The organism is Rickettsia endosymbiont of Thecocarcelia acutangulata, assembly GCF_964263195.1.
In the GTDB taxonomy this organism is placed as follows: Bacteria; Pseudomonadota; Alphaproteobacteria; order Rickettsiales; family Rickettsiaceae; genus Rickettsia; species Rickettsia felis.
Map to the genome: position 1 here is coordinate 928957 of NZ_OZ181652.1, position 25874 is coordinate 954830.

Sequence of the window (25874 nt, forward strand, 5' to 3'; positions counted from 1 at the left end):
TATAATAATACGTGGCTACCTGCGCTCTTATAGAACGATAACGCCAATTTTTGAAATTCACCGAGTATAAAACGGAAATAATTTAATTAGTTTTGTTACTTCAGTTAGTACTTTTTGCTCGGCTTTACCATTATCTTCATTATTTTTTAAGCCGTCTAAAATATCTGCTACCATATGACCGACTAATACAAAATCCTTTTCTTTAAATCCTCTAGTAGTGCATGCCGGAGTGCCAAGACGAATACCTGAAGTGATAAAAGGCGGAGTTTCATCAAAGGGGATAGCATTCTTATTACATGTAATCCCTGCTCTATCCAAAGAATTAGCAGCAAGCTTTCCGGTAATCCCGTCTTTACGCAAATCCACTAAAACAATATGATTATCGGTACCGCCTGTTAATATATCATATCCTCTTTCTTGCAAGCTACTTGCTAAAGCTTTAGCATTACTTATTACCTGCTTAATATAGCTTTTATATTCAGGCTGCAAATTTTCTAAAAAAGCTACGGCTTTTGCGGCAATTATATGCATTAACGGACCGCCTTGTAGTCCTGGAAATAATGCAGAATTTATCTTTTTGCCTATCTCTTCGTCGTTAGATAAAATTAAACCGCCTCGCGGTCCTCGGAGCGTTTTGTGAGTGGTAGAGGTAACAGCATGAGCGTAAGGAATAGGGCTTTGATGCTCGCCTGTGGCAACAAGTCCGGCAATATGAGCAATATCTGCCATAAAGTAAGCTCCTACTTTATCCGCTATTTCTCTAAATTTGGCAAAATCAATATTACGAGGATAAGCAGAAAAACCTGCTATAAGTAATTTTGGTTTATGCAAATCCGCTAAGCGTTCAATCTCATCATAATCGATTAAATAAGTCTCTTTATTTACGCTATAAGAAACGGCGTTAAACCATTTACCGGACATATTCGGGGCTGCACCGTGCGTTAGATGCCCGCCGCTATCTAAAGACATACCAAGAATTGTATCACCAGGCTGTAATAAAGCAAGATACACGGCTTGATTTGCTTGTGAACCGGAATGAGGCTGCACATTTGCATATTTACAGTTAAAGAGTTTTTTTACTCGCTCTATAGCTAAATTCTCAGCTTTATCGACTTCCTCACAACCGTTATAGAAACGCTTGCCTGAATACCCTTCCGCATATTTATTAGTCAGAATCGATCCTTGAGCTTCAAGCACTGCGGGACTTACGAAATTCTCTGATGCAATAAGCTCAATTACGCTATTTTGACGCAGTTTTTCATGCTTGATTATTTCATTAATTTCTTTATCCGTTTCGTGTAAATTATTATTAAAAATATTCATTCATCCTCATATGTTTTGGTTTTGTGTATATATAATCGTCATTGCGAGGAGCGAAGCATTGTTGCAATCTCATGAAATAATAACAAATTCCTGAGATTGCGTACGTACAAAACTTACAGTTTTTCCTCGCAATGACGGGAAGCCAATTCATGCAACAATGCTATTTACAAAATTAATCGCAATCTCAAGTCCTCGCCCGTCTATTGAATGAGCAAGAGAAGTTAATTTATGCCCGCTATGCTCTATATGTAGCTTAGATAAATAGTTTGAAGCATTATACATCTCACTAACACCGACCACCTCATCTAATTCCCCATGAATCAAGCATATAGGAGTAAGCTTATTACTAACCTCCATAGGCGGAATTAATGCACCCGAAAAACCTATAGTACAAAAAAACGGTTCTCGCTGAATCAGAGTTAAATATAAACCAATCATTGTACCTTGAGAAAAACCTATAATAATCGTATCTTTATTGGTAAGATTTAACTCTTCCTGCTTTTGCTTTATTATATCTTCAAGCTTAGAAATATTATTCGCAATTAGCTTTGCTATTATATGTGGACTGCGATCTTGCAAACTAAACCATTGTCTACCGTAAGGCATCATATCGTAAGCCTCAATGCCGTGCGGTGAAATAAAATGACAATCGGGCAAATCATTTTTGATATAAGGGACTAATCCTATTAAATCATGTCCGTCTGAGCCGACACCGTGCATTAACACTACTAGCTTCTTTGCCGGCTGCCGGTTGCTTTCTACTTCTGGGTATTCTAAATATTTGCTCATGTTTTTTACAAAATTGTTATTTTTCTGTCATTGCGAACTAGAGGATGACTCGTTTATGTCATTCCCGCGTAGGCGAGAATCCAGTATTTAAAAGCTTTATTTGAAAAGCTCGATTTATCTCGCTTTACGCTGAATTCCCGCTTTCGCGGGAATGACATATAATGACGCCTCAACCTTTCAGCATCTTCTCAAGCTCGCCATTATTGTATAGCTCCGTTGCAATATCACAACCGCCGACTAATTCCCCTTTAATGTATAATTGTGGGAATGTTGGCCAATCGCTAAATTTTTTTAAATCTTCACGAAATTCCGGATTAACAAATATATTAATATCACGAAACTCTACACCTAATTTATTCAAAATAGCTACTACTTTAGCAGAAAAGCCGCACATTGGAGCTTCCTTAGTACCTTTCATGAACAGCACTACTTTATTATTTTTTATTTCATTTTCTATAAATTCAAAATTTTTATTTTCCGTCATTCAAAACCTGATATAAATATTATTCTCTAAAATATACTCTTTATAATACATCATGCAAGCACAAATAGTTAATAAAATTTTTGAGATTTTTAGCAAGAATAATCCAAATCCGAAAACCGAATTAATATATAAGAATGATTTCACCTTATTAGTAGCGGTAATATTATCTGCTCAAGCCACCGATATATCAGTAAATTTAGCAACTAAATCTTTATTTGAAACTTACCATACACCGGAAAAAATTTTAGAACTCGGCGAAGACGAGCTTAAAAAATATATAAAATCTATCGGACTATTTAACAGCAAAGCAAAAAATATTATCGCATTATGTAAAATATTGATAAGCAATTATCAAGCTTCAGTACCAAATGATTTTAAGGAATTAATTAAACTGCCCGGTGTCGGCAGAAAAACTGCCAATGTTGTACTAAACTGCTTATTTGGTATGCCGACAATGGCAGTTGATACACATGTCTTTAGAGTAGCCAAAAGGATTGGACTTGCTAAAGGTAATAGTCCTGAAATAGTAGAAAAAGAGCTACTGCAAATTATTAATGAGAAATGGTTAACTCATGCCCATCACTGGCTAATTCTGCACGGTAGATATATTTGCAAAGCTAGAAAACCCGATTGCGATACCTGCCCTATTAAAGAGTATTGTGAGTACTATATTAATACATTTTCAGGTTGACAATTTCTTGCTTACTTTCTAATTCTAGGCTCAATTTTATAAAGGTAAATTTATGCGTTCAGCACTTATAACTTCTATACTAGTAGCTGTAGCTTTCTTAACAAGTGCTTGTAATACAATGCAAGGTGCGGGTCAAGATATACAAGCGGCAGGTAAAAAACTTGAAGATTCAGCAGAAAAAAATAAACCTAAAAAAGGCTGTGGCTGTCCTCACAGTTCAACTAACTAAATTACTGTTTTTATAATAGGTCGTCTGCTATATCACAGACGACTTTTTACTTTCCTGCCTTATCGATTTCTACTTTTAGCTTCTCTATTTTCTCTGTAGTTAGCCCTGTAGAATCTGCTATTATATTTATATCTATATTTTTAAGTAACAAGTTTTTTGCTATTTCAATATTTCTTTTTTCTATACCTCTTTCTTCAGCCCTTTTAAAAGCACTCATTTCGATTCTAAGCCATTCTCTACGATTCTCATATTCTTCTCTTTCTGCATCACTTAAATTTATTACTTCAAGTATTGTTAATGCTTTTTTTAGCTCCTTATTATCTAGCTCTTTTGGTAAATTATCTTTATTTAATAAATCATTACGTGTTAAAAATGCTAGCCATATATCTAAAGCGTTTTTAACTTTTTTAACGACATCCGATAACTCTTCTTTAGGGTTCTTAGCAAATTTATTAAGCTCTATAGTATGTAACTCTATATCTTTAAAATATACTAAACCGCTATTTTTTTCGGTTAACTGAAAGGCATTATGATAATTATCAGTATTCGTAATACTTATAAAATTAAGTATATGTATACCTATTGCTTTGCTTAATTCTGAGTAGCCGGCCCCTTCTCTTAGCTGCTGCGTATACATCTTTGCCCAATAATACAAAGCTCTTTTGTTGTAATCAGCTTCATCCGTCACTTGTATTTCAATATTAAATATTTTACCGCTTTCACTCTTGGCTTTAATATCAAGGATAGACAGCTTATCTGTCCAAAAATTCTTCGGGTTATATGGATTAAGCAGAGTTACTTCTGCAACCTGATCTTCTTTGCTTACTATCGAATTAATAAGCGAGATCAACAAATCCTTATTCTCTTCTACTCCAAAGATTTTTTTAAAGGCTAAATCGACTCTCGGATTAACTTTATACATATTATATTATTGAATGTTATTTTTTCTTTATTTTACCATATTCCGGTAAATATTCTACTGTAAATTTATATTAGGCTTCTTCGGAAACTCGCTTATAGGGAGGAATTTGAAGGAGACACGGAACGCAGAACCGCAGCGTATATAAACATACGTGAGGATTCGAGTACCGGATCGACGTACAAATTAACCCTAGAAGTAGAGTTTCAGAAGAAGCCTATTAAGTTTTTTGATTATTCACTAATCTATATATCTCTTTCTTACTATAAACATCCTTGAATTTGTCATAAGCAAGTTCGGTAGTGGTTTTGCTACTTAAGTTTTTACTTAAGCAAAGTTCTATAAGTTTTTCTAAATTTTTTTGTTGGTTTTGTTCTTGTATATTTCCTGAAATCAACAATACTATCTCACCTTTTAAAATATTATTTTGATAGAACTCTATTATTTCATCTATATCCCCTGTTTTTATTTCCTGATACAGTTTAGTTAACTCACGAGCTACACATATTTCTCGGTTTCCAAGGATCTCCTTAGCTACCGATAAGGTGTTTATCAAACGAGGAGCGGTTTCAAAAAAAATCAATGTAGCCTTAAGATTTACTAGCTCAGAAAAAATCTTTTTCTTACTTTCTATAGTTTTAGGTAAAAACCCGTGAAATAAAAATCGATCAGTAGGAAGAGCTGATAAAGTTAGAGCTGTAACCGGTGCAGATACCCCTGGTACTACGTCTATATGACAATTAAGAAAACGCAAATCTCTAACTAACTTATAGCCGGGATCGGAAATTAAAGGAGTCCCTGCATCAGAAATTAAGCTTATTATATTGCCCGATTTTATTAAACTTATAATATTTTCTCTATCTTTCTCGTCACTATGATCATTATAAATTTGTAATTTTGTATGAATGTCATGTTTTGCTAGCAATTTTTGTGATATTCTAGTATCCTCGCATAAGATAATATCCGAATTTTTTAAAATCGATATAGCACGAAGCGTTATATCTTCAAAATTACCGATCGGTGTTGAAACAATATATAATCCTGACTTCAAAATCATAATTTTTAAATTTTAAGTAATATTATGGCTATTATAAAACATAAACTACGAATCTTTCTATCATTTTTTTGCTTGATATATTTAACATCCTGTCAAACTCCTAAAGAAGAACCTATAAGTTTTCCTAAAAAAGAACAAAAAGAAATTGAGATTGCAATTTTAATGCCAAATCAGGGTCCTGATAGTATTGTCGGGAAACAATATAAAGATTTAATTAAAATGGGACTTAACGACGGGATTAAATCTTACATACATGTTACTTCTTACGACGGTTCAGATGAAAAAAATATTTTAGCCGCTATGGATAAAATAGTAGCACGTAAAACTAAGATTATTTTAGGTCCTCTATATTCTAACTTTACCTCTCTAATAGCCGAAAAAGCAAAGGCTAATGACATTATTATTATAACTATGTCAAATAATCCTGCTCTTGCAGAAGATAAATTATTTGTATTCGGTCATGCACCTTTAAAACAACTGATACGCATCATCAATTATTACGCAAGTAACGACCATAAAGATTTTATGGCATTGTTACCTAAAGGGAAACATTCACAGACTATTAGTCAAGTAATGCAAAATATACTGATTCAGAAAAATGCATCATTATCACACACCGAATTCTATAATGATAATCCTGAATCTATAGCAAAAGCCGCAAGAAATATTTCAGACAATACCGATATTATAAATGAGCGTAGCGATACAACAAAACCGGTTATTTATCTATCAGATGATCCAAAAAATTTAAACATACTTGCCGATAGCATTCGTAAATATAATTTAGATAAAAAAGCTATTTTAATCGGTGATAATCGTATTGATATCGATTACCCTGAAAATATCGATATTAGCTTTACCGGTTCTTTAAATTTACTCAATAGCAACGTTCCCGATAGGGCAAAAGACTTAGGTATTAACCATATGGGCTTCATGCATCTTCTTTCTTATGATTTAGGACGTATGACTGCAAACTATATAGGCAATGAATTTGCATCTGAAAGGTTTTTAAATAGAATGAACAGTAGACAACCTTATATAGGTTTATCCGGTAATATTCATTTCATCGATGGAGTAGCACAGAGACGGTATGACATTATCAGGAAAGAGAGTGGCGTATATTCTACTATTTCAGGGAATTAGGACGTTGTTGTGTGGCGGAATCGTCATTGCGAGGAGCGAAGCGACGCGGCAATCTCGTCAAATGTCCTGAGATTGCCACGCTCCCTATGGTCGCTCTCAATGACGACTCGGGTATCCGCAGGAGAGTTACCTCGAATCAATTATTTTTCTTATCATTATCACTACCGTCGTCTTTCATGCCGTCTTTAAAAGCTTTAAGACCTTTGGCTAAATCAGACATAACTTGAGGTAATTTACCGGCACCGAATAATACAAAAATAATTAATAAAACTATTAATAAATGGCTAAAGCTCATTCCCATGATATTTTTGCTGTATAAGTTAAAATTTAATTATATAAGATATTATAGCTCTAATCTAGGATAAAATAATTAAAGAAATGTTTACTAAAAAACAATTTTCAGAATTTTTTGCTACTTTTTTTTATATCGGGAAAATAAAATACTGTCCAGGCACTTTTGGATCAATTGCCGCTTTCCCTCTAACTTATTTCTTAATATATTTTATTGTTAATAACAAAATAATCATTCCTTTTTCAAGTCTTACTCTCGGTGAAGCTCAACTTGTCAGTATATTTATTATAAGCTTTAGTATATGTTTGATACTCTTAATACTCAGCACTTATTTTACTAAAATATATTTAAATTATACGAATTCAGAAGACCCCAAAGAAGTGGTAATTGATGAAGTAGTAGGACAAATGCTAACTATCGTTTTAGTATTTTTTTCGGCTTTATTTGCTAATAAATCGCATTTAGTAAAATATTTTAGCCCGCTAACAATAAATATTATATTACTTTTCATATTACCTTTTTGTCTATTCCGATTTTTTGATATAGTAAAACCCTGGCCTATTAATTGGTTTGACAAAAATATTAAGGGCAGTATCGGCGTTATGCTTGATGATTTGTTAGCCGCAATATTTGCTGCGGTAACTCAATACGCAATTATATTTGTGTTAATAGACATAACATAATATTATCATTGACTAATTTCTAATATAATAATATGATACGACAAATATTTATAAATTTTTAAAGAGATAGTTTTCATGTTCGCAGTTATAAAAGCAGGTGGAAAACAATATAAAGTAGACAGAAATAGTATTATTAAAGTTGAAAAAATTGATGGAGAACTTGGCTCTAAAATTCAGTTTGATCAAATTTTAATGATTGGCGAATACTCAAAGCCTTCTTTTATTGGTACTCCAATAGTTAAAGGGGCTGTCGTTACGGCTGAAATTACTAACCAACTTAAAGATAATAAAATTATAGTCTTTAAGAAAAAGCGTAGAAAAAATTATCGTCGTAAAGCCGGTCATCGTCAAGAACTGACGGAATTAAAAATATTAGATATTACCAAACAATAATAATAACTTAAAAGGAATTATAAAATGGCAACCAAAAAAGCCGGTGGTAGTTCTAGGAACGGAAGAGACTCGGCCGGTCGAAGGCTGGGAATTAAAAAAGCCGATGGACAATATGTAATACCCGGTAATATTATAGTCAGACAACGCGGCACAAAAATTCATCCTGGAACGAATGTAGGGCTTGGCAAAGATCATACAATATTCGCTTTGATAGAAGGTAGAGTAGAATTTTTAACTAAGCGAAATCATAAAATCGTTAATGTTAAAGAAATTGCAAGTGCTTAAGTATTTTTTTGTAGGCATTGCTCAATAAGTATAGATTTTGTCATTGCGAGTAATCGTAGACTGCACGGTAATCCAGAAAATAATTAAAAAAATTCTATAAATCAGAGTTTTTGACTGGATTGCTTCGTCAAAACTTGCAGTTTTTCCTCGCAATGACAGAAGCTTTGAAAAATATCAATAGTTATTGAGCAGTGCCTTTTTGCAGTTTGATCTACTAGTGTTAAATGAAACAAAAAATGCTTTTTATGGCATTGTTGCGTAGGTATCACTTCGTCATTGCGAGCGAACATAAGCGTTGTTGTATGGTTAAAGTATTCGATGTCATTTCTGCGAAAGCAGGAATCTAGAATAAAGTGAGATAAATCGAGCTTTTAATTTCAAGCATTTGCTGTATTTATATTTTTTTGGATTCCTGCTTTCGCAGGAATGACATAAAACAAACCACGCTGGCAATGTCAGTAATCTAGATAACAATAAGCAGAAAATTAATTATATAATATTAGGCTTCCTTTAGTTATGGCCTTAATAATTCAAAAGTTTGGTGGTACTTCCGTTGCAAATATTGATAGAATAAAAAAAATCGTTCCTATCATAAAAGCCGAAATAGCTAAAAATAACCAAGTAATTGTAGTAGTTTCGGCTATGGCAGGTGTTACTAATCAACTTGTCACATTGTGTAATGAAGTATCAAGCCTTAACAACATTTCTCAATTTGCAGAATATGATGTAGCACTTTCTAGCGGCGAAATAGTCACTGCTTCATTACTAGCACTCGCTCTTCAAGAAGAAGACATAAAGGCACAATCATTTCTAGCTTGGCAATTACCGATTCTCACCGATAATAATCATAGCAAAGCTTTAGTAGAATCAATTACTACAGATTTACTAGAAAAATATTTACAGTTAAATACCGTACCTATAATAGCCGGTTTTCAAGGAACTAACAAATCCAATAGGTTAACCACCTTAGGCAGAGGAGGATCCGATACTACTGCCGCCTTAATCGCTGCAGCTATGAAAGCCAAGAGATGTGATATTTATACCGATGTAGAGGGAATATTTACTGCTGATCCACGAATTATTCCAAATGTCAAGAAGATAAAAGAAATAGATTTTTTAGAAATGTTAGAACTAGCATCAAGCGGAGCAAAAGTATTACACCCTAGAGCCGTAGAGCTAGTAATGCGGTATAAAATAGATATGCGTGTTCTTTCAACATTTTCACCGAATACAGAAGGTACGTTAATTACTTCAAAGGATAAAAATATGGAGAATGGAATTATTAATAGCATTACTTCTAATAAAAATTTATTTAAAATATCTGTAAAGAGCATTTCTTTAAGTTTTTTGCAAGTTGCAAATATGATTACACAAAATAATAATCATATTGAATTTATGCAAGAGATAAAAAATAATGAAGAATATAGTTTTATTACAAATTTAACTGATAAAAATAATTTACAAGCTTTACTTACTAATTTAAAAAATGATAAGCAGATACAAGATTTTACTTTTGATGCCGAAATTGCTACAATCTCTCTTATTGGTTATGGGATTAAAAATGATTGTAAAGTACTTGAAACGATATTATTAAAGTTAACGAAAGATAATATAAATGTTAACATGATACAATTATCAGAAGTTAAAATTACCTTATTAATAAATGATCAAGATGCAGAAAAAACAATTTTTAATTTATATAATCTTTTTAAAATATCTTAGATTCTGCATCTGAAATTTAATTTATATCTTAAGTTATTTTATGTTAAAATTATAAGATTTTGAAAAGGCATGGCTTCTATTTCAGAAAATTTTATAATTTGTGACAAAAAAAGTTAAAATAGATTAATTTAAATTTCATATATAAGACCTAAATACTTAATTAAATAGCTTAAATTTATTATTTTCATTATAATTATCTTCTATTTACTATATTATTAGTTATATATTAATAAATAAGTCTAAGAGGCTATCTATAAAGTTATTTTAAAGCTAATTAAATTCTTTTTTGCTATAAAATCTCTTTAATTATCAATTAAAATAATTTCATAGATAGCCTCTTAAAAATCATAAATTCTTATCATTTAAAAAAATTATTTTAACTCTCAATTTTTAGGAGTAAATTTTACAGGAAAAAATAATGAGCGAAGATATAAGGTCAAAAGAAAGATTTAATCGGATTAACGATATATCAGAAACAAATACAGATGGTCCAGAAGAAATTAGAAATAATTTTAAAAAATTTGTGCTGAATATATTAGAAACAGACAATATAACCCCGTATAAGTTAAGTGAAAAAACAGGTACCCATGAAACAGCGTGGAAAAATTTCCTAGATGGTCGTACAAAAATGCCTGATATGGGAGCAATTGTTGCTCTTGCCGATTATAAAAATGTTCCGCTAGATGAAGTAATAGGCAGAGATATAAATAAAGAAAAAAAGATAACTGTAGAAATAAAACAAACTCCGGAAATATCCGCATCTATAGCTAAACTACGAAAAGACATACTTCAAGAAGCCATGCTGATAGGAGAAAAAACTAGAGGATTTATACATAAACCGACAACTAAAGAAACAAAATCTTTTACTGAACAAGTTAAAAACTCTAATAAACCGAAAGGAAGGTCTATCTAAATAAAAATATGTTTTTCAATATTGATCCTAATATAAAACCTAAAACCTTACTTGATATTCTAAAATGGAAAATAACTTCAAAACGACCAAAATGGTCAACGCTACTTCCTCTTACTTCCACTGATATTCCACCACAAAAAATAACTGATAATGAGACTATAAGGGTAACTTATGTAGGACAGTAACCTTTTTAATTCAAATAGACGGTTTAAATATCTTAACCGATCCGGTATGGTCGGAGCGGGTTAGTCCTTTTACTTTTGCAGGACCAAAGAGAATAGTAAAGCCTGGCATTAATTTTACCGATTTACCTAAAATAGATATTATATTAGTAAGTCATAATCACTATGACCATTTAGATATTAAAACAATTAAAGATTTATGGGTACGAGATAAGCCCAAGATTATTACACCGCTAATGAATGACGTAATAATCAAAAAACATATTAGCGATGCAGAAATTATTACCTTGGGATGGGGAGAATCATATAAAAAACAAAATATTTATCTAGAACCAGCCCAACATTGGTCGGCTAGAGGAATATTTGATAAAAATAAAGCATTATGGGGAACTTTTATCATTAAAACTAAGATAGGAGATATTTGTTTTATAGGTGATTCGGGTTATAACGATACTCTTTTTAAAGAGATCGGAAAAAAACATAATATTGATGAAAATAAGTTTATTATCCCTGAAATAGGTAAATTTTTCCTATTTGATGGAAAGATTTATAATCTATAAAACATCGGTAGTAATTATAACAGGTATTATACGTTCTTTCTTCTTCAATTAAATATTCCTGACGTCTTCCAGCAATAAAATCATCTACTATAGAAATATTTTTATCAATTTGGTTTTTGGTAAAAATCTTATGCATCTCGTCAATTATATTGTCTGCCATTTTATATTACTCTCTAGTATCCTTGCTAAACAACATGGTCATAGAATAAGCAAGTATGGCAAACATACAAAGATATAAAATCGGGAATAGATTGAAATCAAATGATTTTATTACCTTTGCACAAATATAATTAGCAGTACCGGACATTAACATTGAACCGATATTATGTCCTAAACTTATAACACGATAGCGTTCTTTAACTACAAAAGACTTAATAACTATACTATGAGCAAGAGCATTAAAAGGTGCAACTGATGCAGCTAACATTAAACTAGCTGCAAGCCCTAAATTAGTCATTTGATATTTTACTGCTATCACAAAAAATACACTTGCTGTAATAGTACATATAAATGCGATTTTTAATACTGAATTAACTCCTAAGCGGTCGGCAATAAAGCCGGCAATCGGCATACAAACAGCAAAACATATTACTATTAAGACTGAAAAAGAACTCATAATAATACCGACTGAAGGTAATACAATCGGTAAATATTGCTTCATAAAGATGATCGCAATTTGATATGTTGCTCCAAAACCTCCGGCTAAAAATATTAACCGTGCAATATTTTTCCATTGCTTTTTAATTATAGAGCTAAGTTTTTCAATAAAATCTTGGCTATGATGTGCTTTTTTAAACTCCGGTGTTTCATCAAATTTCCGGCGATAATAAAGAGTTATTAATGCAAGCGGTAAACTTAGTAAAAACGGAATACGCCAACCCCACTCCGGAAAAATATGAGAATTAAAGAAATTAGTTGCACCAATCCCGCATAATAAACCCATTACTCCTGTACATCTAGTTATGGCCGAGGCAGTAAATCGGTATTTTGCTCCTAAATGTTCAATAACATAAATCGCTGCACCGTCATATTCCCCTCCAATAAAAATACCTTGCATAAAGCGACATAAAACTAAAATTATCGTACTCCAAACTCCTATCGAAGAATAATCAGGCAATAAACCTATTATTAAGGTAGGTATTACAATACCGATAATCGTAAAACTTAAGGCTTTTTTTCGACCGTATATATCACCTATACGTCCAAAAATATAAGCACCCATAGGTTTTGATAAATATGCCGCCGCATAAACGGCAAAAACATTTACAAGCTTTGTTAACGGATCAGTACCGGCTGAAAAGAATTTATCGGCGATAATTGCTGCTGAAAAACCATATAAACTATAGTCGTAATATTCAATGATAGTGCCTAAAAAAGCACCAAGAACTTTATTGCTTGATTTTGTTTGTTTCATTTTAAAGGTGATTTGTCGTTTTTTGATGTCATCCCGTGGCTTGTCCACGGAATCCAGTAAAAAAATTATAAAATAATTTTTTCATATAAATCATGCCATTCTGGATTTTGAGATTCAATTAAATTTAATTTCCACTGTCTTTTATATTCTTTTAATAATTTTTCTCGGTTAATTGCAGCTATAACATCATCATATTGTTCAAAATAAACTAATTTATCTATATTATACTTAGAAGAAAATCCTTTAATTATTTTATTCTTATGCTCATAAGTACGCTTTATAATATTTGAAGTTACTCCAATATATAATGTACCATTACGCCCGCTAGCTAATATATATACCCAATATTGCTTCATTACATTATTAAATTTTTCTAAACCCCGTGAACAAACCAAAGGCGTTTTCTAATTCATGCGGGCAACAACTACTCGGGAATAACTTGTGTGTTTTTTCTGAATACCGTGGACAAGCCACGGTATGACAAGTGACCGCTTTGGCCGTTACTTAAAATCCTTCAAAGACCTTTATGTAAAGGTGGACTTCATATATCTAAACTGAATTAGTATTAGACAGGGACGATGTCCTAAAAGTTAGTGGTAGTCCTAGGTTAATATTAAGCTCACGAACCAAGCAGCCAAGAGCTAATATATCACTTTCCCATTTTGCGTGCAAGGTTTTCTAGGTAACCTGCTATAGTAGTTAAGGTTTCTGCGAATTTTTCTTCATCGGGATGATTTTTTTGAAAACCGTTTTTATTAAGTTTTTCTGTTAGATTAGCTATTTCAGCTTGAGCATTAAGAGATACCATAACTAATAATAGCTCAAAAGAGGCTGTGGGACTACCAAGTTTAATTTCCGCTATTTTATCATTCAATTTATTCGCTAAAGATAGTAATTCTTCCTCATCTCCATTATTACAATATAATTGAAAGCTCTTGTTATTTAATGTTATCGTAACAATTGACATAATTATTTTTGCTGTTTTTTTATTTCTTCAAGTTCATTAATATAAATGTTAATTTGATCTAGCATTTTTATATAATTATCTTTTAATTCTTTATTTTCGTTTTGTAATTTTTTAACTTCATTTTGATTATTCGCTTGTACATGCAATAACTCATCAAGTTTATGCTCAACTTCTTCCATTAATCTCTTTAATATTTCATTACCCATTTTCTTCTAAGCATTAATTATGAATGGATGACTTACAATAATAATCGATAACATTATAATAGATATAAGTACTAATTGTTTTTTACGTTTATAATTTATCAATGCCGTAGCTCTTTTATTACTTAATAATTTTTCGGTTTCGTTCTGTTTAGTAGCTTCTATCTGCTCTGCATTTCGATCTTTTACATTAAGATAATCCAAGTATAATTTTAAGTAACCTTTTACGTATACTTCTCCCGGTAAAACCTCAAAATCACCCTCTTCTAAAGCTACTAAATATTTTTTTCTAATTTTTAAATCACTAGATACCTGATTTAAAGTTTTACCCGAATCTAACCTAATTTGCTTAAGCATTGACGACATAATTTACTCAAGTTTTTGTAAGAATATTTCAAATTTCTTATTTGCTAAAATAATTATATTTAAGTCTATAGTTTCTTGAGATTTAATTTCTTTAATAAAATCAAGAAAATTTCTAACTAAATTATTATTATTATCAATCCATAAATCTAAATCAATAGTTGTTTTAGATTTATTAATTATTTTTATTAATAATCTACGTTGTTTGTCATATAAATCATCTTTTAGCGATTGAATACCGAGGCGTCGCCAAAATGAATCGTTCAATTGCTTATCACAAGCTTTACGTAACCAATCAAGACTAAACATATCGCTTATAGCAAAATAAGCTTTTGCTATCTCTTTATTATTTCCTGAAGTCTGTTTTGTTACATATATAGTGTCAAATACTGAAATTAAATTATCAAATGTAGCGATAGTAGCAGCAAATGATTCCTCTACCCCGCTAGTTGTATAATAATTTAATTTTTCTTCAAATCTTATTTTAGTTTCTCCGACTAATAAAGTACCTACCGTTTTTCTTAAGTTTTGTGCAGGAATTCTAAACTCTTCTATAGTTTTGCTAATATTAATAGGATGCTTTAAATTTTTAATAAACCAAGAAATACCGCGACGCATTAATTTTGTTATTTCAGTAAACATATCGATTTTTACATTGTAATCAATATTAGTAGGTAGCTTACTTATCGTTTCCCATATATCATCAAGATCAAAAATTTCACAAATAATGGTATATGACCTTATTATATCACAAAGAGGAGCCCCAATCTCACGCTTTACAATACTAATAAGCGGTCCTCCAAGTTGATTAATTATTTTATTTATGGTAACGGTTTTAATAATTTCGTGCTTAAGAGGATGAGCTAGAATTTCATCATGGAATTTTTCTTGCATCATTTCTGGAAAATAATCTATAAGATATGAGTCGAAATATTTATCATGCGAAAAAGTAGAATTAATTAATTCATGATAAGCTGACCTTTTGCTATATGATAGCAATACACAAAGCTCAGGACGAGTTAATACTTCACCGTTGATAGACCTTCTATTCAATTCTTCTGCACTAGGCAAGAATTCATTTTCTCGTTCTAATACTTTTTCTTCTTCTAAAATATCAATAAATTGACTAAGTATATTAACGGTTAAAGTAGGAGATAGTTGCATAATCGTTATTGCTTCGGTTTGCTTATAATTATCAAGCAATACTAATTCTTCAACTTGGCAAGTCATATCATTTAGAAGTTTATTACGTTCTTCTAAAGTAATTTTTCCTGAGGTTACCGCACTACTTAATGCAATCTTGATATTTACTTCATGATCTGAACAATCGACACCGGCTGAATTATCAATAAAATCAGCATTTATGCGTCCGCCTTTTTTAGCATATTCAACTCTACCTCTCTGTGATACACCGACGTTACCGCCTTCTGCTATAACCTTTGCTCTAATTTCTTCGCCGTTACATCTAAGATTATCGTTTGCTTTATCACCGATTTCTAAATTATTTTCCGTTTTAGCTTTGATATAAGTACCTATTCCGCCATTCCACAACAAATCAACATCTGCTTTTAAAATAGCTCTTATTAACTCCTCCGGTGATAATTCATTATCGGTTATATCAAGCAATTTTTTAATTTCCGGTGATAATTTTATTAATTTACTACTGCGTTCAAATACTCCGCCGCCCTTAGAAATAAGCTTATGATCATAATCGGACCAATTAGAACCTTTTAAATTAAATAAACGCAAACGCTCATTAAAGTTTAACGAAGGATCAGGAGTCGGATCAATAAATATATGCTTATGGTTAAAAGCAGCGACTAATTTAATAGCCTCTGACCTTAGCATACCGTTACCGAACACGTCTCCCGACATATCTCCTATACCTACGACTGTAATAGGGTCTTTTTGGACATCTAACCCTAAAGTTTTAAAGTGATTAGTTACAGAAATCCAAGCTCCTTTGGAAGTAATAGCCATTTTTTTATGATCATAACCTGCAGAACCACCGGAAGCAAAAGCATCATCAAGCCAGTAATTATATTCTCTTGCCACACTATTAGCATAGTCCGAAAATGAGGCTGTGCCTTTATCGGCCGCAACCACTAAATAAGGATCTTCTTTATCATAAATAATAACGTCTTTTGGATGCACTACTTTACCGTCAACGATATTATCGGTTATGTCTAATAAACCTCTCAAGAAGTTCTTATAGCATTCTACCACTTTTTCCATATATTCATCACGAGTAAGCCCTTCCTCAGTAAAATGAACGTAAAAACCTCCTTTAGAGCCGACAGGAACAATAACGGAATTCTTCGTCATTTGTGCTTTCATAAGTCCAAGGACCTCAAGCCTATAATCTTCTGCTCTATCCGACCATCTAAGTCCTCCGCGTGATACCGGTCCGCCTCTTAAATGAACAGCTTCAAAATCCTTAGAGTAAACAAATGCTTCAGCAAACGGAATCGGTTTAGGTAAATTCGGTACTTTTGAAGAATCAAATTTAAATGAAAAAACATGTTTATTTGGTTGATAGTAATTTGTTCTGGTAATGGCATTAACTATACCAAACATACTACGTAGTACTTTATCCTCACTACTCATATCAACGGTTAATAAGTAATTATTTAGTTTGTCTTTAATATCAACGATATTATTATCTTTATGTGTAGGATTAAATTTTATATCAAATAGATTTACCAACATTTTTGTATATTCGGGATGTTTAAGTAGCGTTAGTTGTACATAACCTTTACCATAACTAAATCCAGTTTGATGCAAATATCTTGTTAAAGCTTTGACGAGTTTAACTTGCTTCCAATTAAAACCGGCAAGCACTATCAGTTTACTTAAAGAATCATTAGCAAGCATCCCAAGTGCCATTTTGTCTAAAGCTTCTTCAACATTTATTTTTAATTCGGTAATATTACCCTTCACCGGTATGATAGAAGTTAAGATAAAATTATATATCCAGCTCTCTTTGATTTCGAGTGCCTCTTTAATTGCAAAAGTCTGTTCATCAATTGCTTTAAAACCTAAATTTTCGATTGGCGGCAATATGTTAGAAAGGGCAAGTTTTACTTTTGGACTATATATTTTTAAGTAAAATTCCGTTTCATTTACAGAAACTAAATTAAACATATATTTCTGTGACTTGCTTGCTTCCGTTAGATATTCAATATCTACTAAGGCTATTTCCGGAGAAAATTTTTGCCTGTAATCTGCAGGAAAAACATTATCAAAAAGCTTTAAATTAATACCTGCTTGATATTCGCCGAATTTTTTAGAAAGCTTAAGATAAAAATCTTCACTCCAACGTGTGGAGATACGATCTAAATCTTGCTGTATTATTTCTGCTTCAAAATTTATTTTATGTTCACCTTGTGCTTCAAGCGTTACAAAAAGATAAGAAAAATTACCTGCTACTTCGGTGATATAGTTGGATAAAATTTTACTACCGAATTTTTCCGCTAAATAACAATCTATCATATTGTGTATTTCAGAAGTTAAACGTTCTCTCGGCAAGAAAATTATAATATTGAGGAAAGAACTTGACCAGTCATATTGGATAAATAATTTAAGCTTCTTACTCATCATACTTGAAAGCATATGAAGACACATACAATATAAATCGCCTTGGTCGATTTGTATTAAAGCTTCTCGAGGTAATGATTCCATTAAAATTTTTAACTTATCCGCATTATAGCCCGATAGTGCGAAACCGGCTTTTTGCATTACAAAATTAAATTTTTGTCTAAGAACAGGTATATTACTTATCGAGTGGTAATATATGTCCGAGTTATACATGCCGAAAATTATAGTGCCGGAAATATATTCGCCTGAAGAATTAAATTTTTTTACTAAGATATAATTGATTAAATTATCTCCGCAAATAAGGGAAGTACTATTGATTTTGCCAAGTATTATCAACTGGTTTTGATATAGAGGATTGGCTGAACATTTTATAATATCTTCAATTTCATCTTTTACTTCTTGCCATATTTGTGTTGTACCTAAACTATTACTTATTTTTAAGTGTTCTACCTCGAAATCAATAGAACCAAGAAGAGTTAAATTATCATTTTTTAACCAGCTTAAAAACTCTTTAGCTTCCTTAGCATTTGAATCACTATCCCCTATATTTTCCGATAAATCTTGCAACTTGGTTAATAAACTCGGCAATGCATTATAGCTTTGCTCAAGCTCATCTAATCTTTTATCTATAGTGCCCGTTAAAAGCTTGATAGTTTTCTCATCAAAATTTCCTAAAATTGTCAAATGCAAAATCGATTCAGAATTTTTGTTAGAATTTTCTACTATTTTCTGTAGCTCTCCTTTATCATTTCTTATGCAATTTATTACCGGGTGAAGCAGAAATTTAGCCTGCAAATTCATGTTTTTAAGCAAACATACGATAAAATCAACAATATGCGGTTTGTTATCAAGCAATATTAAAATATTTATAGCAGGATCATTTTCTATAATCGCATTTGTTATAGATATTTTTCTTGCGTCTTTTACTCGAGCTTTAAAGAAATTAAAAGCTTCATCTGAAAAATTTTGAAATAGTTTTTCTCTATTCTCAAAATCATAATCTATCGGAATATAATTTAAAAACTTTTGAACAAAATCTATATATATGGAACTTGACTCACGTTCCTTGCTAAGTTCTAGAATTTTAGTTTTATAATTCGGGATTTGACAATTTAAACGACTAAAATTTAAAGAGGTTGTTTTTGGGGTCATGATTTTCTCAAGAATAATATTATATGCTATCATGTACTATCATATGCTATGCTATTATATTATATATTATTTAATAAACAAGAGTGTATAAAATAAATGGAAACGATATTTGCACAAAGCTCTGCATTCGGTAAAGCAGGCGTAGCGGTTTTTAGGATTTCCGGTCCTAAAAGTTTAGAAGTTTTACAGCTACTTACCGGCAGAGCAGACTTTAAACCACGTATCATGTATTATCAACAAATTACAGTTCCTAAGACTATAGTCAATTCAGCCTCCTTTGCATACAAGGAGCAAGGAGTGAAACCTATAACTAATAGGAGAGCGACGAGTGACGATGTAGGCGAGGGGGGATCAATTGACTATAAAGAGCTAATTGATAATGCTATGGTAGTTTATTTTAAGTCGCCTAATAGCTTTACCGGTGAAGACGTAGTTGAGATTCACACGCACGGCAGTAAAGCTATCTCCATAATGCTTATTAACGCATTGTTAAATATAGCGGATATTCGTTTAGCAGAAGCAGGAGAATTTACCAAAAGAGCTTTTTTAAATAACAAATTAGATTTAACGGCAGCAGAAGGGATAGCCGATCTAATTAATGCCGAAACCATTATGCAGCATAGGCAAGCAATTAGACAGGCAAGCGGTGGGCTTGAAGAATTATATAATAACTGGCGCACTCAGCTTTTAAAAATTATCTCTCTGCTTGAAGCTTATATAGATTTCCCTGATGAAGATATACCGGATAGCGTTCTTAATGACGTTAACAACACTCATAAAAACCTTGTAAATGAAATATCTAATTATCTTAACGATAATAGACGAGGAGAACTACTAAATAGCGGTCTTAAGCTTGCAATTATCGGTCCGCCGAATGTCGGTAAGTCTAGCTTATTAAATTTTTTAATGCAGAGAGATATAGCAATTGTCTCAAATATTGCGGGAACTACTAGAGATATAATTGAGGGGCATTTAGACATTGGCGGCTATCCTATTATTTTACAGGATACGGCAGGTATAAGAGAAGAAAGTAGTGACATTATAGAGCAAGAAGGTATAAAAAGAGCTATTAATTCGGCTAAAACAGCGGATATTAAAATTATTATGTTTGATGCCGAAAAATTAGATTCCTCTATAAATGAAGATATTATGAATTTAATTGATGAAAATACCATCACAATAATTAATAAGATTGATCTTATAGAACCAAATAAAATCTTTTCTATTGAAAATAAATATAAATGCTTAAGAGTTTCAGTAAAAAATAATATTGCTCTTTCAAGTATATTAAAAAATATCGAAAATATTGCCGAAAATATGGCAGGTTTTACCGAAACTCCTTATATAACAAATCAACGTCATCGTCATTATTTAAAACAAGCTCTCTCACATTTAACGGCTTTTAGCTTAGATAATGATTTAGTTCTAGCAACTGAAGATATTAGAATGACGGCACGCTGCATTGGTGCTATTACGGGCGTTATTAACGTAGAAGAAATACTAGGCGAGATCTTTAAAAATTTCTGCATAGGGAAATGATTTTATTTGTTGTAAGGCTTTTTATGTCATTCCCGCAAGATATTGTTGCGTACATCAATTTTACCTCTGTCATCCCGTGGCTTGTCCACGGGTTCTAGTACCTTTATTGTCACCCCCGCGACTTGATCAGGGGGTCCAACTTAAAATACTAGTACTAGTATTTTAAATTATTTCTATGGATCCCGTGGTCAAGCCACGGGATGACATCTCATATATTAATTTATTTTAACTTTATCTTGACAAAAACATTAACATACTCTAGAAACCACGTTTTATGGTTTTATTAATTAAATTATAAGGAGTAATAATTATGGCACCTGTATTAAATATAAATTTAAAATGCGTTATGCCTATATTTGAAAATGAAATGGTAAGTAGTTTACCGGGTAATGTAAGCCACATCATTCATAAATTAAGCGGTACTATATTTTCATCAGTATATAGTACTGTTGAAGGAGCTTTTAAAAAAGGTTATATGGTGAATAATGCACAGTGTAATTGGAAAAACATTGAACAATCTTTCAGTGAGTCCCCAAATGATTTTTCAATACTACACCAAGAGTGCAATAATGGTTTAAATACTCCAATAAATAACATTTTTACCGATGCAGAAAGTAATCCGCATATACTTTTACAACAAACCGTAACACCTCATCAAAACGGTACAGCTAATATTCTTGGTCAGCTCTATAAAGTAACGAATGATTATATGTTCTCGCAAGGCGATATTACTGAAACTAACGGAGCTGATTTCTTAGGTTTAAATGAATGTATTAAGGAAGAGACTATAAGTGCTTTACAAAACTACAATACCTATAAGAAACAGCTAACATCTATCAAAACGCTTACTAATATTCTTCAGGATACTCTAAATCATTTAGGCATATCTCAGGATAATGCTCAAGAAGTAGGGGTAAAAATTTTTGATGTATTAAATATACCCGTCAAATTTACTACTGATAATCTTAAGATTATTCTAGAGGCTTTTAACGTAACTTTGGACGATATATCCCCTACAGAAATAGGTAAAAATATTTTAGATTTACTAAGACCTTTCACTGAGGCAACCACTTCCACTACAGAAAGAACTAACGATGATACAAATGACGGTGGATATAGCGGTGCTTATATAGCCGGAGTAGCATTAGGAACATTAGCTATAGGCACCCTCTTAGGGTATGCAGCTAAATATGGATGGGATTGGTATAAGGGAAAAAATATAAAAAACGAAAATTTAGAGTTAGAGGGTGAAAACATAAAGTTAGAGGGTGAAAACATAAAGTTACAAAAGGATAATATAAATTTTAAAACACTAATTGAATTTCGAGCTATATTAGATGAAATTATAGAAATTGAAAATTTAACAGATATACTAAACAATACTAAGCCAGATATGATAAATTTACCTGACCAAGATTATGATATTTCTCTATTAAAATCAAAAATACAAGGTCTAAATAAAGCAATTACAAAGTTAAATTCTGTCTCTAACATATGTACTAATATAAATTCTTTAGGTTATACATTACATCAAATATGTGACCTTCTTAATGGAAAGGATACTTTTATTGCTATTAAATCCTTTACAAATTTAATAAAAGAATCGAGGAAAACGAATATTGAATCCGAAGAACTCAAAAACTGTCTTGAGAAAATATTCAAGACGCTACTTGGAATTGATGAAACCTCAAGCAGCGAATATACTAATATTTCAGAAGAAGAGTTACCAAATCATGAAATGCCATTATTAGCCGCTGAATCATCTGACTCCTCAGACATAGGAGTATAGAACATTGTTAGTATCATAACAAACCATCATTGACTTTTTAAAAGTTATATATAAAATGATACTTGGAGTAGCAAAGTGCTATTTCGGGGTGTCGAAACCTCTGCCAAAAGTGAGAACATTTCTCACAAAACCGATGTAATCCTCGACTTCACGGTCTGGGAGATATTAGGTATGTCCAGAGCTTAAGGGTTACTATAAGCTTAAAACCTAGTGTGGCTGACTTTTGACAGTTTTCGACCTCCCCGACCACCAAAAATTATGCTCATTGGTGGTTAAAAAACTTAAAATATTTCAAATTAAGCCTAGGCTGTGTAAAGGAAAATCAATTTAATCTATTTTTGCTTTTTTTGGCTATAAATTATAAGTTTTTTTTGAAATATGGACAACTATTACTGAAAAAAATCTTATTAATTTTTGCTTAAAAATTAATTTTCTTTCACATATCCTACTTACTTTGTAAGTTTAAGCGGTAAATAATTCTCTGTTGAACTTACTTTTTTACCGGTTTTATTTTCCAGGACCGTTTTAGTGTTTTTAGCTATACTTCCTCTTATCTTACTTGCAACCTTATTTTCTTCCATTCCTGTTGTATTATTAGTTTCTGCTACTTAACTAGTAGATAATTCAGCAAGATTCGTATGTATAAATTTTATAACTAATATTAGAAATAAAAAATCTTTTATATAAACAAAACTATTAGTTTAAATAAAATAACTTATCAATTGACTTTTAAAGGAAGTTAGGTATAAATTTTAACTGAAATAGCAAAACGCTATTTCGGGGTGTAGCAACTTCAAATACTAGATGGTAACGTCTACCAAAAATGACGCAATCCTCAACCTTATGGTCGGGGAGATTTTAGGCATGTTCAGAGCTTAAAGTAATGCTTTAAGCTTAAAACCTAGAGTAGCTGTTCTAGCACAGTTTTGCTAACTCCCCGACCACCAAAGTTAAACTTCGGTGGTTGAAACTTGAGCAATTTAAGTTTAATTAATCGGGAGTGTCAATATGTCCAACCAAAATAAAAAGACCTTATCTGAAATCACATTAGAATTTGCTGCAAAAGAAATAGAAGCTCTAAAAGCTGAGATCGTGCTTTTGCTAGAAAACCCCCTAATAAACAGCGATATAGAAAGAATAGAACAACGTTTAGTCAAACTAGAAGAAATATTTGTTAATGGTTTGTATACTTGAAAATATCATCATCCCATTTTATTAACTACCTACCACAAAAATAAGCACTAAGGTAATTTATAGTAACCATTATGATAAATACGGTAAGGTTTCTATACTCATTTCATCATGTAATAAAGCTATTAATGTAGAGAGGTTGATGCTTTAAAAGGAGGAAGAACATACATCACCACACCCGTTAATATTAGCATGATCATTCCTAGAATAATACCTACTATATTGAAAGCATTTGTAAAAGCAATATTAACCTCCTTAATTAATTCGTGAGCAAATGAAGGCGGTAGTTGTTGAGCAATAATTATTCCTTCACCGATTGAGTCACGAGCTATTTCTGCCATTGATACAGAAACACCGTTAGGGATTACTAGATTGTTACTATATATAAAAGACGTAATACTCACGATAACAGCTATACCTAATACATTACCTAATTCATATGCTGTTTCTTGTAGTGCTGCTGCACCTCCGGATCTCTCTACCGGCACTGCATTCATCATAACTGTTACGGTGGTAGAGAGACATAGACTACTTCCTATACCAAGCAATCCAAGATATATAGTATTCGATGGTAAATCTCTATAGTCTAATATACTAGGTAAAATCAATGATATAGTAGTAAAGATAAGCCCGCTAAATATTATTATACGTGCAGTAAATCGTGTGAGTAAATACGGCATAACTACAGATGCAATTAAAGCAAAAATTGCTGCAGGCAACATATAAAGACCTGCATACAAAGGACTTAACCCTTTGATAAACTGTAACCATAAGGACATAAGATACATTATGGATCCTAAGACACAAGTAATCAGTAAATAAACTATTACTCCTACACTAAAATTGCTAATTAAGAATAAACGCATATCCACTAACGGATCATCACTTTTAAGTTGGCGTAAAGTAAATATTATTAGTAATACAATGCCAATTAAGAGTATTCCGCCAGATGCTAGATTCATAATACCGTATTTAGCCAACATCTTAATGCCTTGAACTAAAGCTGCCATCCCAAAAAATGATTGAAATACTCCTATCCAGTCCCATGGTTCATTACTAGGATTAGATGATTCAGGAATCCAAACTATACCAAAAGCAATAATTACTAATGCAATAGGGGCGTTTATAAAAAATGCAAATTGCCAACTTAAAAGCTCAACCAATACTCCCCCTAGTACGGGTCCCATAGCTGCTCCTACGGTTGCCATTATTCCCCACACGGATATTGCGATCATACGTTCATGTGTATTAGTAAAAATGTTACGCAATATCGATAAAGTGGAAGGCATAATCATTGATCCTCCTAACCCAAGTAAAGCACGACATAATACTAATCCCCATGAGCTATCAAATACATAGACTAACATTGAAGCGATAGAAAAAACTAAAAGCCCCCAAAGTAATAATCTTTTACGACCAAATCTATCTCCTAATGCACCTGCGGTAATTAAAAGACCTGATAATACTAAGTGCATATGCATTGATTATCCATAATTGTTGTAAATTAGATGGTTTTAAATCAAGTATTATAGTAGGCATAACAGCATGCAAAATTGTAGCATCCATAGATACTAAAAGTAAGCAAATGCTTAAAATAATTAAAATATGCCATCTAAATTTATAAGATTGAGATGATGAATTATCTTTAGTGATATATTCAGTTTGTGAGAATTGTGATATCATATATGATAAGCTATTTAACCAAGGGCTTTACTAAATCTATCTTTTTCGGAAACTATAGGACTGTTAACAAGTAATTTAATTAGCTTGAAAATTTATAACACAAGTAAATTTAACATCTAAGCATCCCCTAGTATGGAAGTCAAGATTTAATCTTACAAGCACAATAGCATAAATAAAATTTGATTTTTCTTTCTCAAGCTTATACTTTAATTGGTAAGAGCCTGTTCACAATCTTATTTTAATTAATAATTAAATAGGTTTTTAAACGAAAATTAATAAGATTTTTGTAGGAATAGTTATTCATATTTCAA

Annotated in this window: 27 protein-coding genes and 1 other RNA gene; 13 read left to right on the forward strand and 15 right to left on the reverse strand. The window is 31.8% G+C overall.

What is annotated here, in order from left to right; genetic code table 11:
• Nucleotides 1-57: 57 nt before the first annotated feature.
• The 3 genes from glyA to grxD all read right to left on the reverse strand — a co-directional run bounded on the left by glyA (nt 58) and on the right by grxD (nt 2596).
• The gene (gene glyA, locus ACE38Q_RS05120; protein WP_500190332.1) at nt 58-1323 is read right to left on the reverse strand and encodes a serine hydroxymethyltransferase; all 1266 of its coding nucleotides are present in this window, start codon (nt 1321-1323) and stop codon (nt 58-60) included.
• 147 nt (nt 1324-1470) lie between these two features.
• Nucleotides 1471-2112 (reverse strand): alpha/beta hydrolase family protein, encoded by a 642-nt coding sequence (locus tag ACE38Q_RS05125; protein WP_500190333.1) that lies wholly within the window; start codon nt 2110-2112, stop codon nt 1471-1473.
• Between the two features lie 169 nt (nt 2113-2281).
• Nucleotides 2282-2596 (reverse strand): Grx4 family monothiol glutaredoxin, encoded by a 315-nt coding sequence (gene grxD, locus ACE38Q_RS05130; protein ID WP_500190334.1) that lies wholly within the window; start codon nt 2594-2596, stop codon nt 2282-2284.
• 52 nt (nt 2597-2648) lie between these two features.
• Between grxD and nth the strand changes: the two genes are divergently transcribed.
• Both nth and ACE38Q_RS05140 read left to right on the forward strand, forming a co-directional pair.
• Complete coding sequence (nth, locus tag ACE38Q_RS05135; RefSeq protein ID WP_500190335.1) at nt 2649-3287, forward strand: endonuclease III; 639 nt, start codon at nt 2649-2651, stop codon at nt 3285-3287.
• A 52-nt stretch (nt 3288-3339) separates the two neighbouring features.
• Nucleotides 3340-3516 carry an entericidin A/B family lipoprotein gene (locus ACE38Q_RS05140; protein ID WP_500190336.1) on the forward strand — a complete coding sequence of 59 codons (177 nt, stop codon included), beginning with the start codon at nt 3340-3342 and terminating at the stop codon, nt 3514-3516.
• Between the two features lie 46 nt (nt 3517-3562).
• Here the strand turns inward: ACE38Q_RS05140 and ACE38Q_RS05145 are convergent, their stop codons facing one another.
• Both ACE38Q_RS05145 and rsmI read right to left on the reverse strand, forming a co-directional pair.
• Nucleotides 3563-4438: an Rpn family recombination-promoting nuclease/putative transposase gene (locus ACE38Q_RS05145; protein ID WP_500190337.1), complete on the reverse strand. Its 876-nt coding sequence runs from the start codon at nt 4436-4438 to the stop codon at nt 3563-3565.
• Between the two features lie 217 nt (nt 4439-4655).
• Nucleotides 4656-5492, reverse strand: a complete 837-nt coding sequence (gene rsmI / locus ACE38Q_RS05150) for a 16S rRNA (cytidine(1402)-2'-O)-methyltransferase (RefSeq protein ID WP_500190338.1) — start codon at nt 5490-5492, stop codon at nt 4656-4658.
• 24 nt (nt 5493-5516) lie between these two features.
• On the opposite strand from rsmI, the gene ACE38Q_RS05155 reads away from it, so the two are divergent.
• Nucleotides 5517-6635: a penicillin-binding protein activator gene (locus ACE38Q_RS05155; RefSeq protein WP_500190339.1), complete on the forward strand. Its 1119-nt coding sequence runs from the start codon at nt 5517-5519 to the stop codon at nt 6633-6635.
• A 136-nt stretch (nt 6636-6771) separates the two neighbouring features.
• Here ACE38Q_RS05155 and tatA read toward each other — a convergent pair whose 3' ends face one another.
• Nucleotides 6772-6936: a twin-arginine translocase TatA gene (gene tatA / locus ACE38Q_RS05160; RefSeq protein WP_500190340.1), complete on the reverse strand. Its 165-nt coding sequence runs from the start codon at nt 6934-6936 to the stop codon at nt 6772-6774.
• Between the two features lie 77 nt (nt 6937-7013).
• Here tatA and ACE38Q_RS05165 point away from each other — a divergent pair, with 77 nt between their 5' ends.
• The 7 genes from ACE38Q_RS05165 to ACE38Q_RS05195 all read left to right on the forward strand — a co-directional run bounded on the left by ACE38Q_RS05165 (nt 7014) and on the right by ACE38Q_RS05195 (nt 11665).
• Complete coding sequence (locus ACE38Q_RS05165; protein ID WP_500190341.1) at nt 7014-7610, forward strand: phosphatidylglycerophosphatase A family protein; 597 nt, start codon at nt 7014-7016, stop codon at nt 7608-7610.
• A 75-nt stretch (nt 7611-7685) separates the two neighbouring features.
• Complete coding sequence (gene rplU, locus ACE38Q_RS05170; protein ID WP_004997480.1) at nt 7686-8003, forward strand: 50S ribosomal protein L21; 318 nt, start codon at nt 7686-7688, stop codon at nt 8001-8003.
• A 24-nt stretch (nt 8004-8027) separates the two neighbouring features.
• The gene (gene rpmA / locus ACE38Q_RS05175) at nt 8028-8288 is read left to right on the forward strand and encodes a 50S ribosomal protein L27 (RefSeq protein ID WP_500190342.1); all 261 of its coding nucleotides are present in this window, start codon (nt 8028-8030) and stop codon (nt 8286-8288) included.
• 516 nt (nt 8289-8804) lie between these two features.
• The gene (locus ACE38Q_RS05180; protein ID WP_500190343.1) at nt 8805-10010 is read left to right on the forward strand and encodes an aspartate kinase; all 1206 of its coding nucleotides are present in this window, start codon (nt 8805-8807) and stop codon (nt 10008-10010) included.
• A gap of 418 nt (nt 10011-10428) precedes the next feature.
• Nucleotides 10429-10923 carry a helix-turn-helix domain-containing protein gene (locus ACE38Q_RS05185; protein WP_500190344.1) on the forward strand — a complete coding sequence of 165 codons (495 nt, stop codon included), beginning with the start codon at nt 10429-10431 and terminating at the stop codon, nt 10921-10923.
• A gap of 8 nt (nt 10924-10931) precedes the next feature.
• Entirely contained in the window at nt 10932-11108 is a 177-nt protein-coding gene (locus ACE38Q_RS05190; protein ID WP_500190345.1) for a palindromic element RPE3 domain-containing protein, read from the forward strand.
• Nucleotides 11109-11137: 29 nt separating this feature from the next.
• A complete protein-coding gene (locus tag ACE38Q_RS05195; protein ID WP_500191312.1) occupies nt 11138-11665 on the forward strand; it encodes an MBL fold metallo-hydrolase in 528 nt (175 codons plus the stop codon).
• A 166-nt stretch (nt 11666-11831) separates the two neighbouring features.
• Here the strand turns inward: ACE38Q_RS05195 and ACE38Q_RS05200 are convergent, their stop codons facing one another.
• From ACE38Q_RS05200 to ACE38Q_RS05230, 7 genes are all read right to left on the reverse strand, one after another.
• On the reverse strand, nt 11832-13079 hold the full coding sequence (locus tag ACE38Q_RS05200; RefSeq protein WP_500190346.1) for an MFS transporter: 1248 nt from the start codon (nt 13077-13079) through the stop codon (nt 11832-11834).
• Between the two features lie 65 nt (nt 13080-13144).
• Complete coding sequence (locus ACE38Q_RS05205; RefSeq protein WP_500191315.1) at nt 13145-13435, reverse strand: GIY-YIG nuclease family protein; 291 nt, start codon at nt 13433-13435, stop codon at nt 13145-13147.
• A 125-nt stretch (nt 13436-13560) separates the two neighbouring features.
• Nucleotides 13561-13719, reverse strand: a non-coding RNA gene (gene ssrS, locus ACE38Q_RS05210) — 6S RNA.
• A 9-nt stretch (nt 13720-13728) separates the two neighbouring features.
• A complete protein-coding gene (locus tag ACE38Q_RS05215; RefSeq protein ID WP_500190347.1) occupies nt 13729-14046 on the reverse strand; it encodes a cell division protein ZapA in 318 nt (105 codons plus the stop codon).
• A 2-nt stretch (nt 14047-14048) separates the two neighbouring features.
• Entirely contained in the window at nt 14049-14252 is a 204-nt protein-coding gene (locus ACE38Q_RS05220) for an RP576a family tick cell line-upregulated protein (protein ID WP_500190348.1), read from the reverse strand.
• 6 nt (nt 14253-14258) lie between these two features.
• Complete coding sequence (locus tag ACE38Q_RS05225; protein WP_202069243.1) at nt 14259-14615, reverse strand: helix-turn-helix domain-containing protein; 357 nt, start codon at nt 14613-14615, stop codon at nt 14259-14261.
• Between the two features lie 3 nt (nt 14616-14618).
• The gene (locus ACE38Q_RS05230) at nt 14619-19361 is read right to left on the reverse strand and encodes an NAD-glutamate dehydrogenase (RefSeq protein WP_500190349.1); all 4743 of its coding nucleotides are present in this window, start codon (nt 19359-19361) and stop codon (nt 14619-14621) included.
• Nucleotides 19362-19457: 96 nt separating this feature from the next.
• Between ACE38Q_RS05230 and mnmE the strand changes: the two genes are divergently transcribed.
• Complete coding sequence (gene mnmE / locus ACE38Q_RS05235) at nt 19458-20900, forward strand: tRNA uridine-5-carboxymethylaminomethyl(34) synthesis GTPase MnmE (protein ID WP_500190350.1); 1443 nt, start codon at nt 19458-19460, stop codon at nt 20898-20900.
• A 310-nt stretch (nt 20901-21210) separates the two neighbouring features.
• Complete coding sequence (srfE, locus tag ACE38Q_RS05240) at nt 21211-22689, forward strand: SrfE family effector protein (RefSeq protein WP_500190351.1); 1479 nt, start codon at nt 21211-21213, stop codon at nt 22687-22689.
• A 449-nt stretch (nt 22690-23138) separates the two neighbouring features.
• On the opposite strand, the gene ACE38Q_RS05245 is transcribed toward srfE, so the two are convergent.
• Complete coding sequence (locus ACE38Q_RS05245; RefSeq protein WP_500190352.1) at nt 23139-23270, reverse strand: phage antirepressor protein; 132 nt, start codon at nt 23268-23270, stop codon at nt 23139-23141.
• A 427-nt stretch (nt 23271-23697) separates the two neighbouring features.
• On the opposite strand from ACE38Q_RS05245, the gene ACE38Q_RS05250 reads away from it, so the two are divergent.
• Entirely contained in the window at nt 23698-23883 is a 186-nt protein-coding gene (locus ACE38Q_RS05250) for a hypothetical protein (protein ID WP_500190353.1), read from the forward strand.
• A gap of 122 nt (nt 23884-24005) precedes the next feature.
• Here ACE38Q_RS05250 and ACE38Q_RS05255 read toward each other — a convergent pair whose 3' ends face one another.
• Nucleotides 24006-25355, reverse strand: a complete 1350-nt coding sequence (locus tag ACE38Q_RS05255) for an MFS transporter (RefSeq protein ID WP_500190354.1) — start codon at nt 25353-25355, stop codon at nt 24006-24008.
• Between the last annotated feature and the right edge of the window lie 519 nt (nt 25356-25874).

Excerpts from the sequence above, each read along its gene's own strand:
- tatA (WP_500190340.1), bottom strand. The coding sequence starts at position 6,936 with ATGGGAATGAGCTTTAGCCATTTATTAATAGTTTTATTAATTATTTTT.
- ACE38Q_RS05225 (WP_202069243.1), bottom strand. The coding sequence starts at position 14,615 with ATGTCGTCAATGCTTAAGCAAATTAGGTTAGATTCGGGTAAAACTTTA.
- nth (WP_500190335.1), top strand. The coding sequence starts at position 2,649 with ATGCAAGCACAAATAGTTAATAAAATTTTTGAGATTTTTAGCAAGAAT.
- grxD (WP_500190334.1), bottom strand. The coding sequence starts at position 2,596 with ATGACGGAAAATAAAAATTTTGAATTTATAGAAAATGAAATAAAAAAT.
- glyA (WP_500190332.1), bottom strand. The coding sequence starts at position 1,323 with ATGAATATTTTTAATAATAATTTACACGAAACGGATAAAGAAATTAAT.
- ACE38Q_RS05185 (WP_500190344.1), top strand. The coding sequence starts at position 10,429 with ATGAGCGAAGATATAAGGTCAAAAGAAAGATTTAATCGGATTAACGAT.
- ACE38Q_RS05145 (WP_500190337.1), bottom strand. The coding sequence starts at position 4,438 with ATGTATAAAGTTAATCCGAGAGTCGATTTAGCCTTTAAAAAAATCTTT.
- mnmE (WP_500190350.1), top strand. The coding sequence starts at position 19,458 with ATGGAAACGATATTTGCACAAAGCTCTGCATTCGGTAAAGCAGGCGTA.
- ACE38Q_RS05230 (WP_500190349.1), bottom strand. The coding sequence starts at position 19,361 with ATGACCCCAAAAACAACCTCTTTAAATTTTAGTCGTTTAAATTGTCAA.
- ACE38Q_RS05245 (WP_500190352.1), bottom strand. The coding sequence starts at position 23,270 with ATGGAAGAAAATAAGGTTGCAAGTAAGATAAGAGGAAGTATAGCTAAA.
- ACE38Q_RS05220 (WP_500190348.1), bottom strand. The coding sequence starts at position 14,252 with ATGGGTAATGAAATATTAAAGAGATTAATGGAAGAAGTTGAGCATAAA.
- ACE38Q_RS05155 (WP_500190339.1), top strand. The coding sequence starts at position 5,517 with ATGGCTATTATAAAACATAAACTACGAATCTTTCTATCATTTTTTTGC.
- ACE38Q_RS05165 (WP_500190341.1), top strand. The coding sequence starts at position 7,014 with ATGTTTACTAAAAAACAATTTTCAGAATTTTTTGCTACTTTTTTTTAT.
- ACE38Q_RS05250 (WP_500190353.1), top strand. The coding sequence starts at position 23,698 with ATGTCCAACCAAAATAAAAAGACCTTATCTGAAATCACATTAGAATTT.
- ACE38Q_RS05205 (WP_500191315.1), bottom strand. The coding sequence starts at position 13,435 with ATGAAGCAATATTGGGTATATATATTAGCTAGCGGGCGTAATGGTACA.
- rplU (WP_004997480.1), top strand. The coding sequence starts at position 7,686 with ATGTTCGCAGTTATAAAAGCAGGTGGAAAACAATATAAAGTAGACAGA.
- ACE38Q_RS05190 (WP_500190345.1), top strand. The coding sequence starts at position 10,932 with ATGTTTTTCAATATTGATCCTAATATAAAACCTAAAACCTTACTTGAT.
- rpmA (WP_500190342.1), top strand. The coding sequence starts at position 8,028 with ATGGCAACCAAAAAAGCCGGTGGTAGTTCTAGGAACGGAAGAGACTCG.
- ACE38Q_RS05140 (WP_500190336.1), top strand. The coding sequence starts at position 3,340 with ATGCGTTCAGCACTTATAACTTCTATACTAGTAGCTGTAGCTTTCTTA.
- ACE38Q_RS05215 (WP_500190347.1), bottom strand. The coding sequence starts at position 14,046 with ATGTCAATTGTTACGATAACATTAAATAACAAGAGCTTTCAATTATAT.
- rsmI (WP_500190338.1), bottom strand. The coding sequence starts at position 5,492 with ATGATTTTGAAGTCAGGATTATATATTGTTTCAACACCGATCGGTAAT.
- ACE38Q_RS05200 (WP_500190346.1), bottom strand. The coding sequence starts at position 13,079 with ATGAAACAAACAAAATCAAGCAATAAAGTTCTTGGTGCTTTTTTAGGC.
- srfE (WP_500190351.1), top strand. The coding sequence starts at position 21,211 with ATGGCACCTGTATTAAATATAAATTTAAAATGCGTTATGCCTATATTT.
- ACE38Q_RS05125 (WP_500190333.1), bottom strand. The coding sequence starts at position 2,112 with ATGAGCAAATATTTAGAATACCCAGAAGTAGAAAGCAACCGGCAGCCG.
- ACE38Q_RS05180 (WP_500190343.1), top strand. The coding sequence starts at position 8,805 with ATGGCCTTAATAATTCAAAAGTTTGGTGGTACTTCCGTTGCAAATATT.
- ACE38Q_RS05255 (WP_500190354.1), bottom strand. The coding sequence starts at position 25,355 with ATGCACTTAGTATTATCAGGTCTTTTAATTACCGCAGGTGCATTAGGA.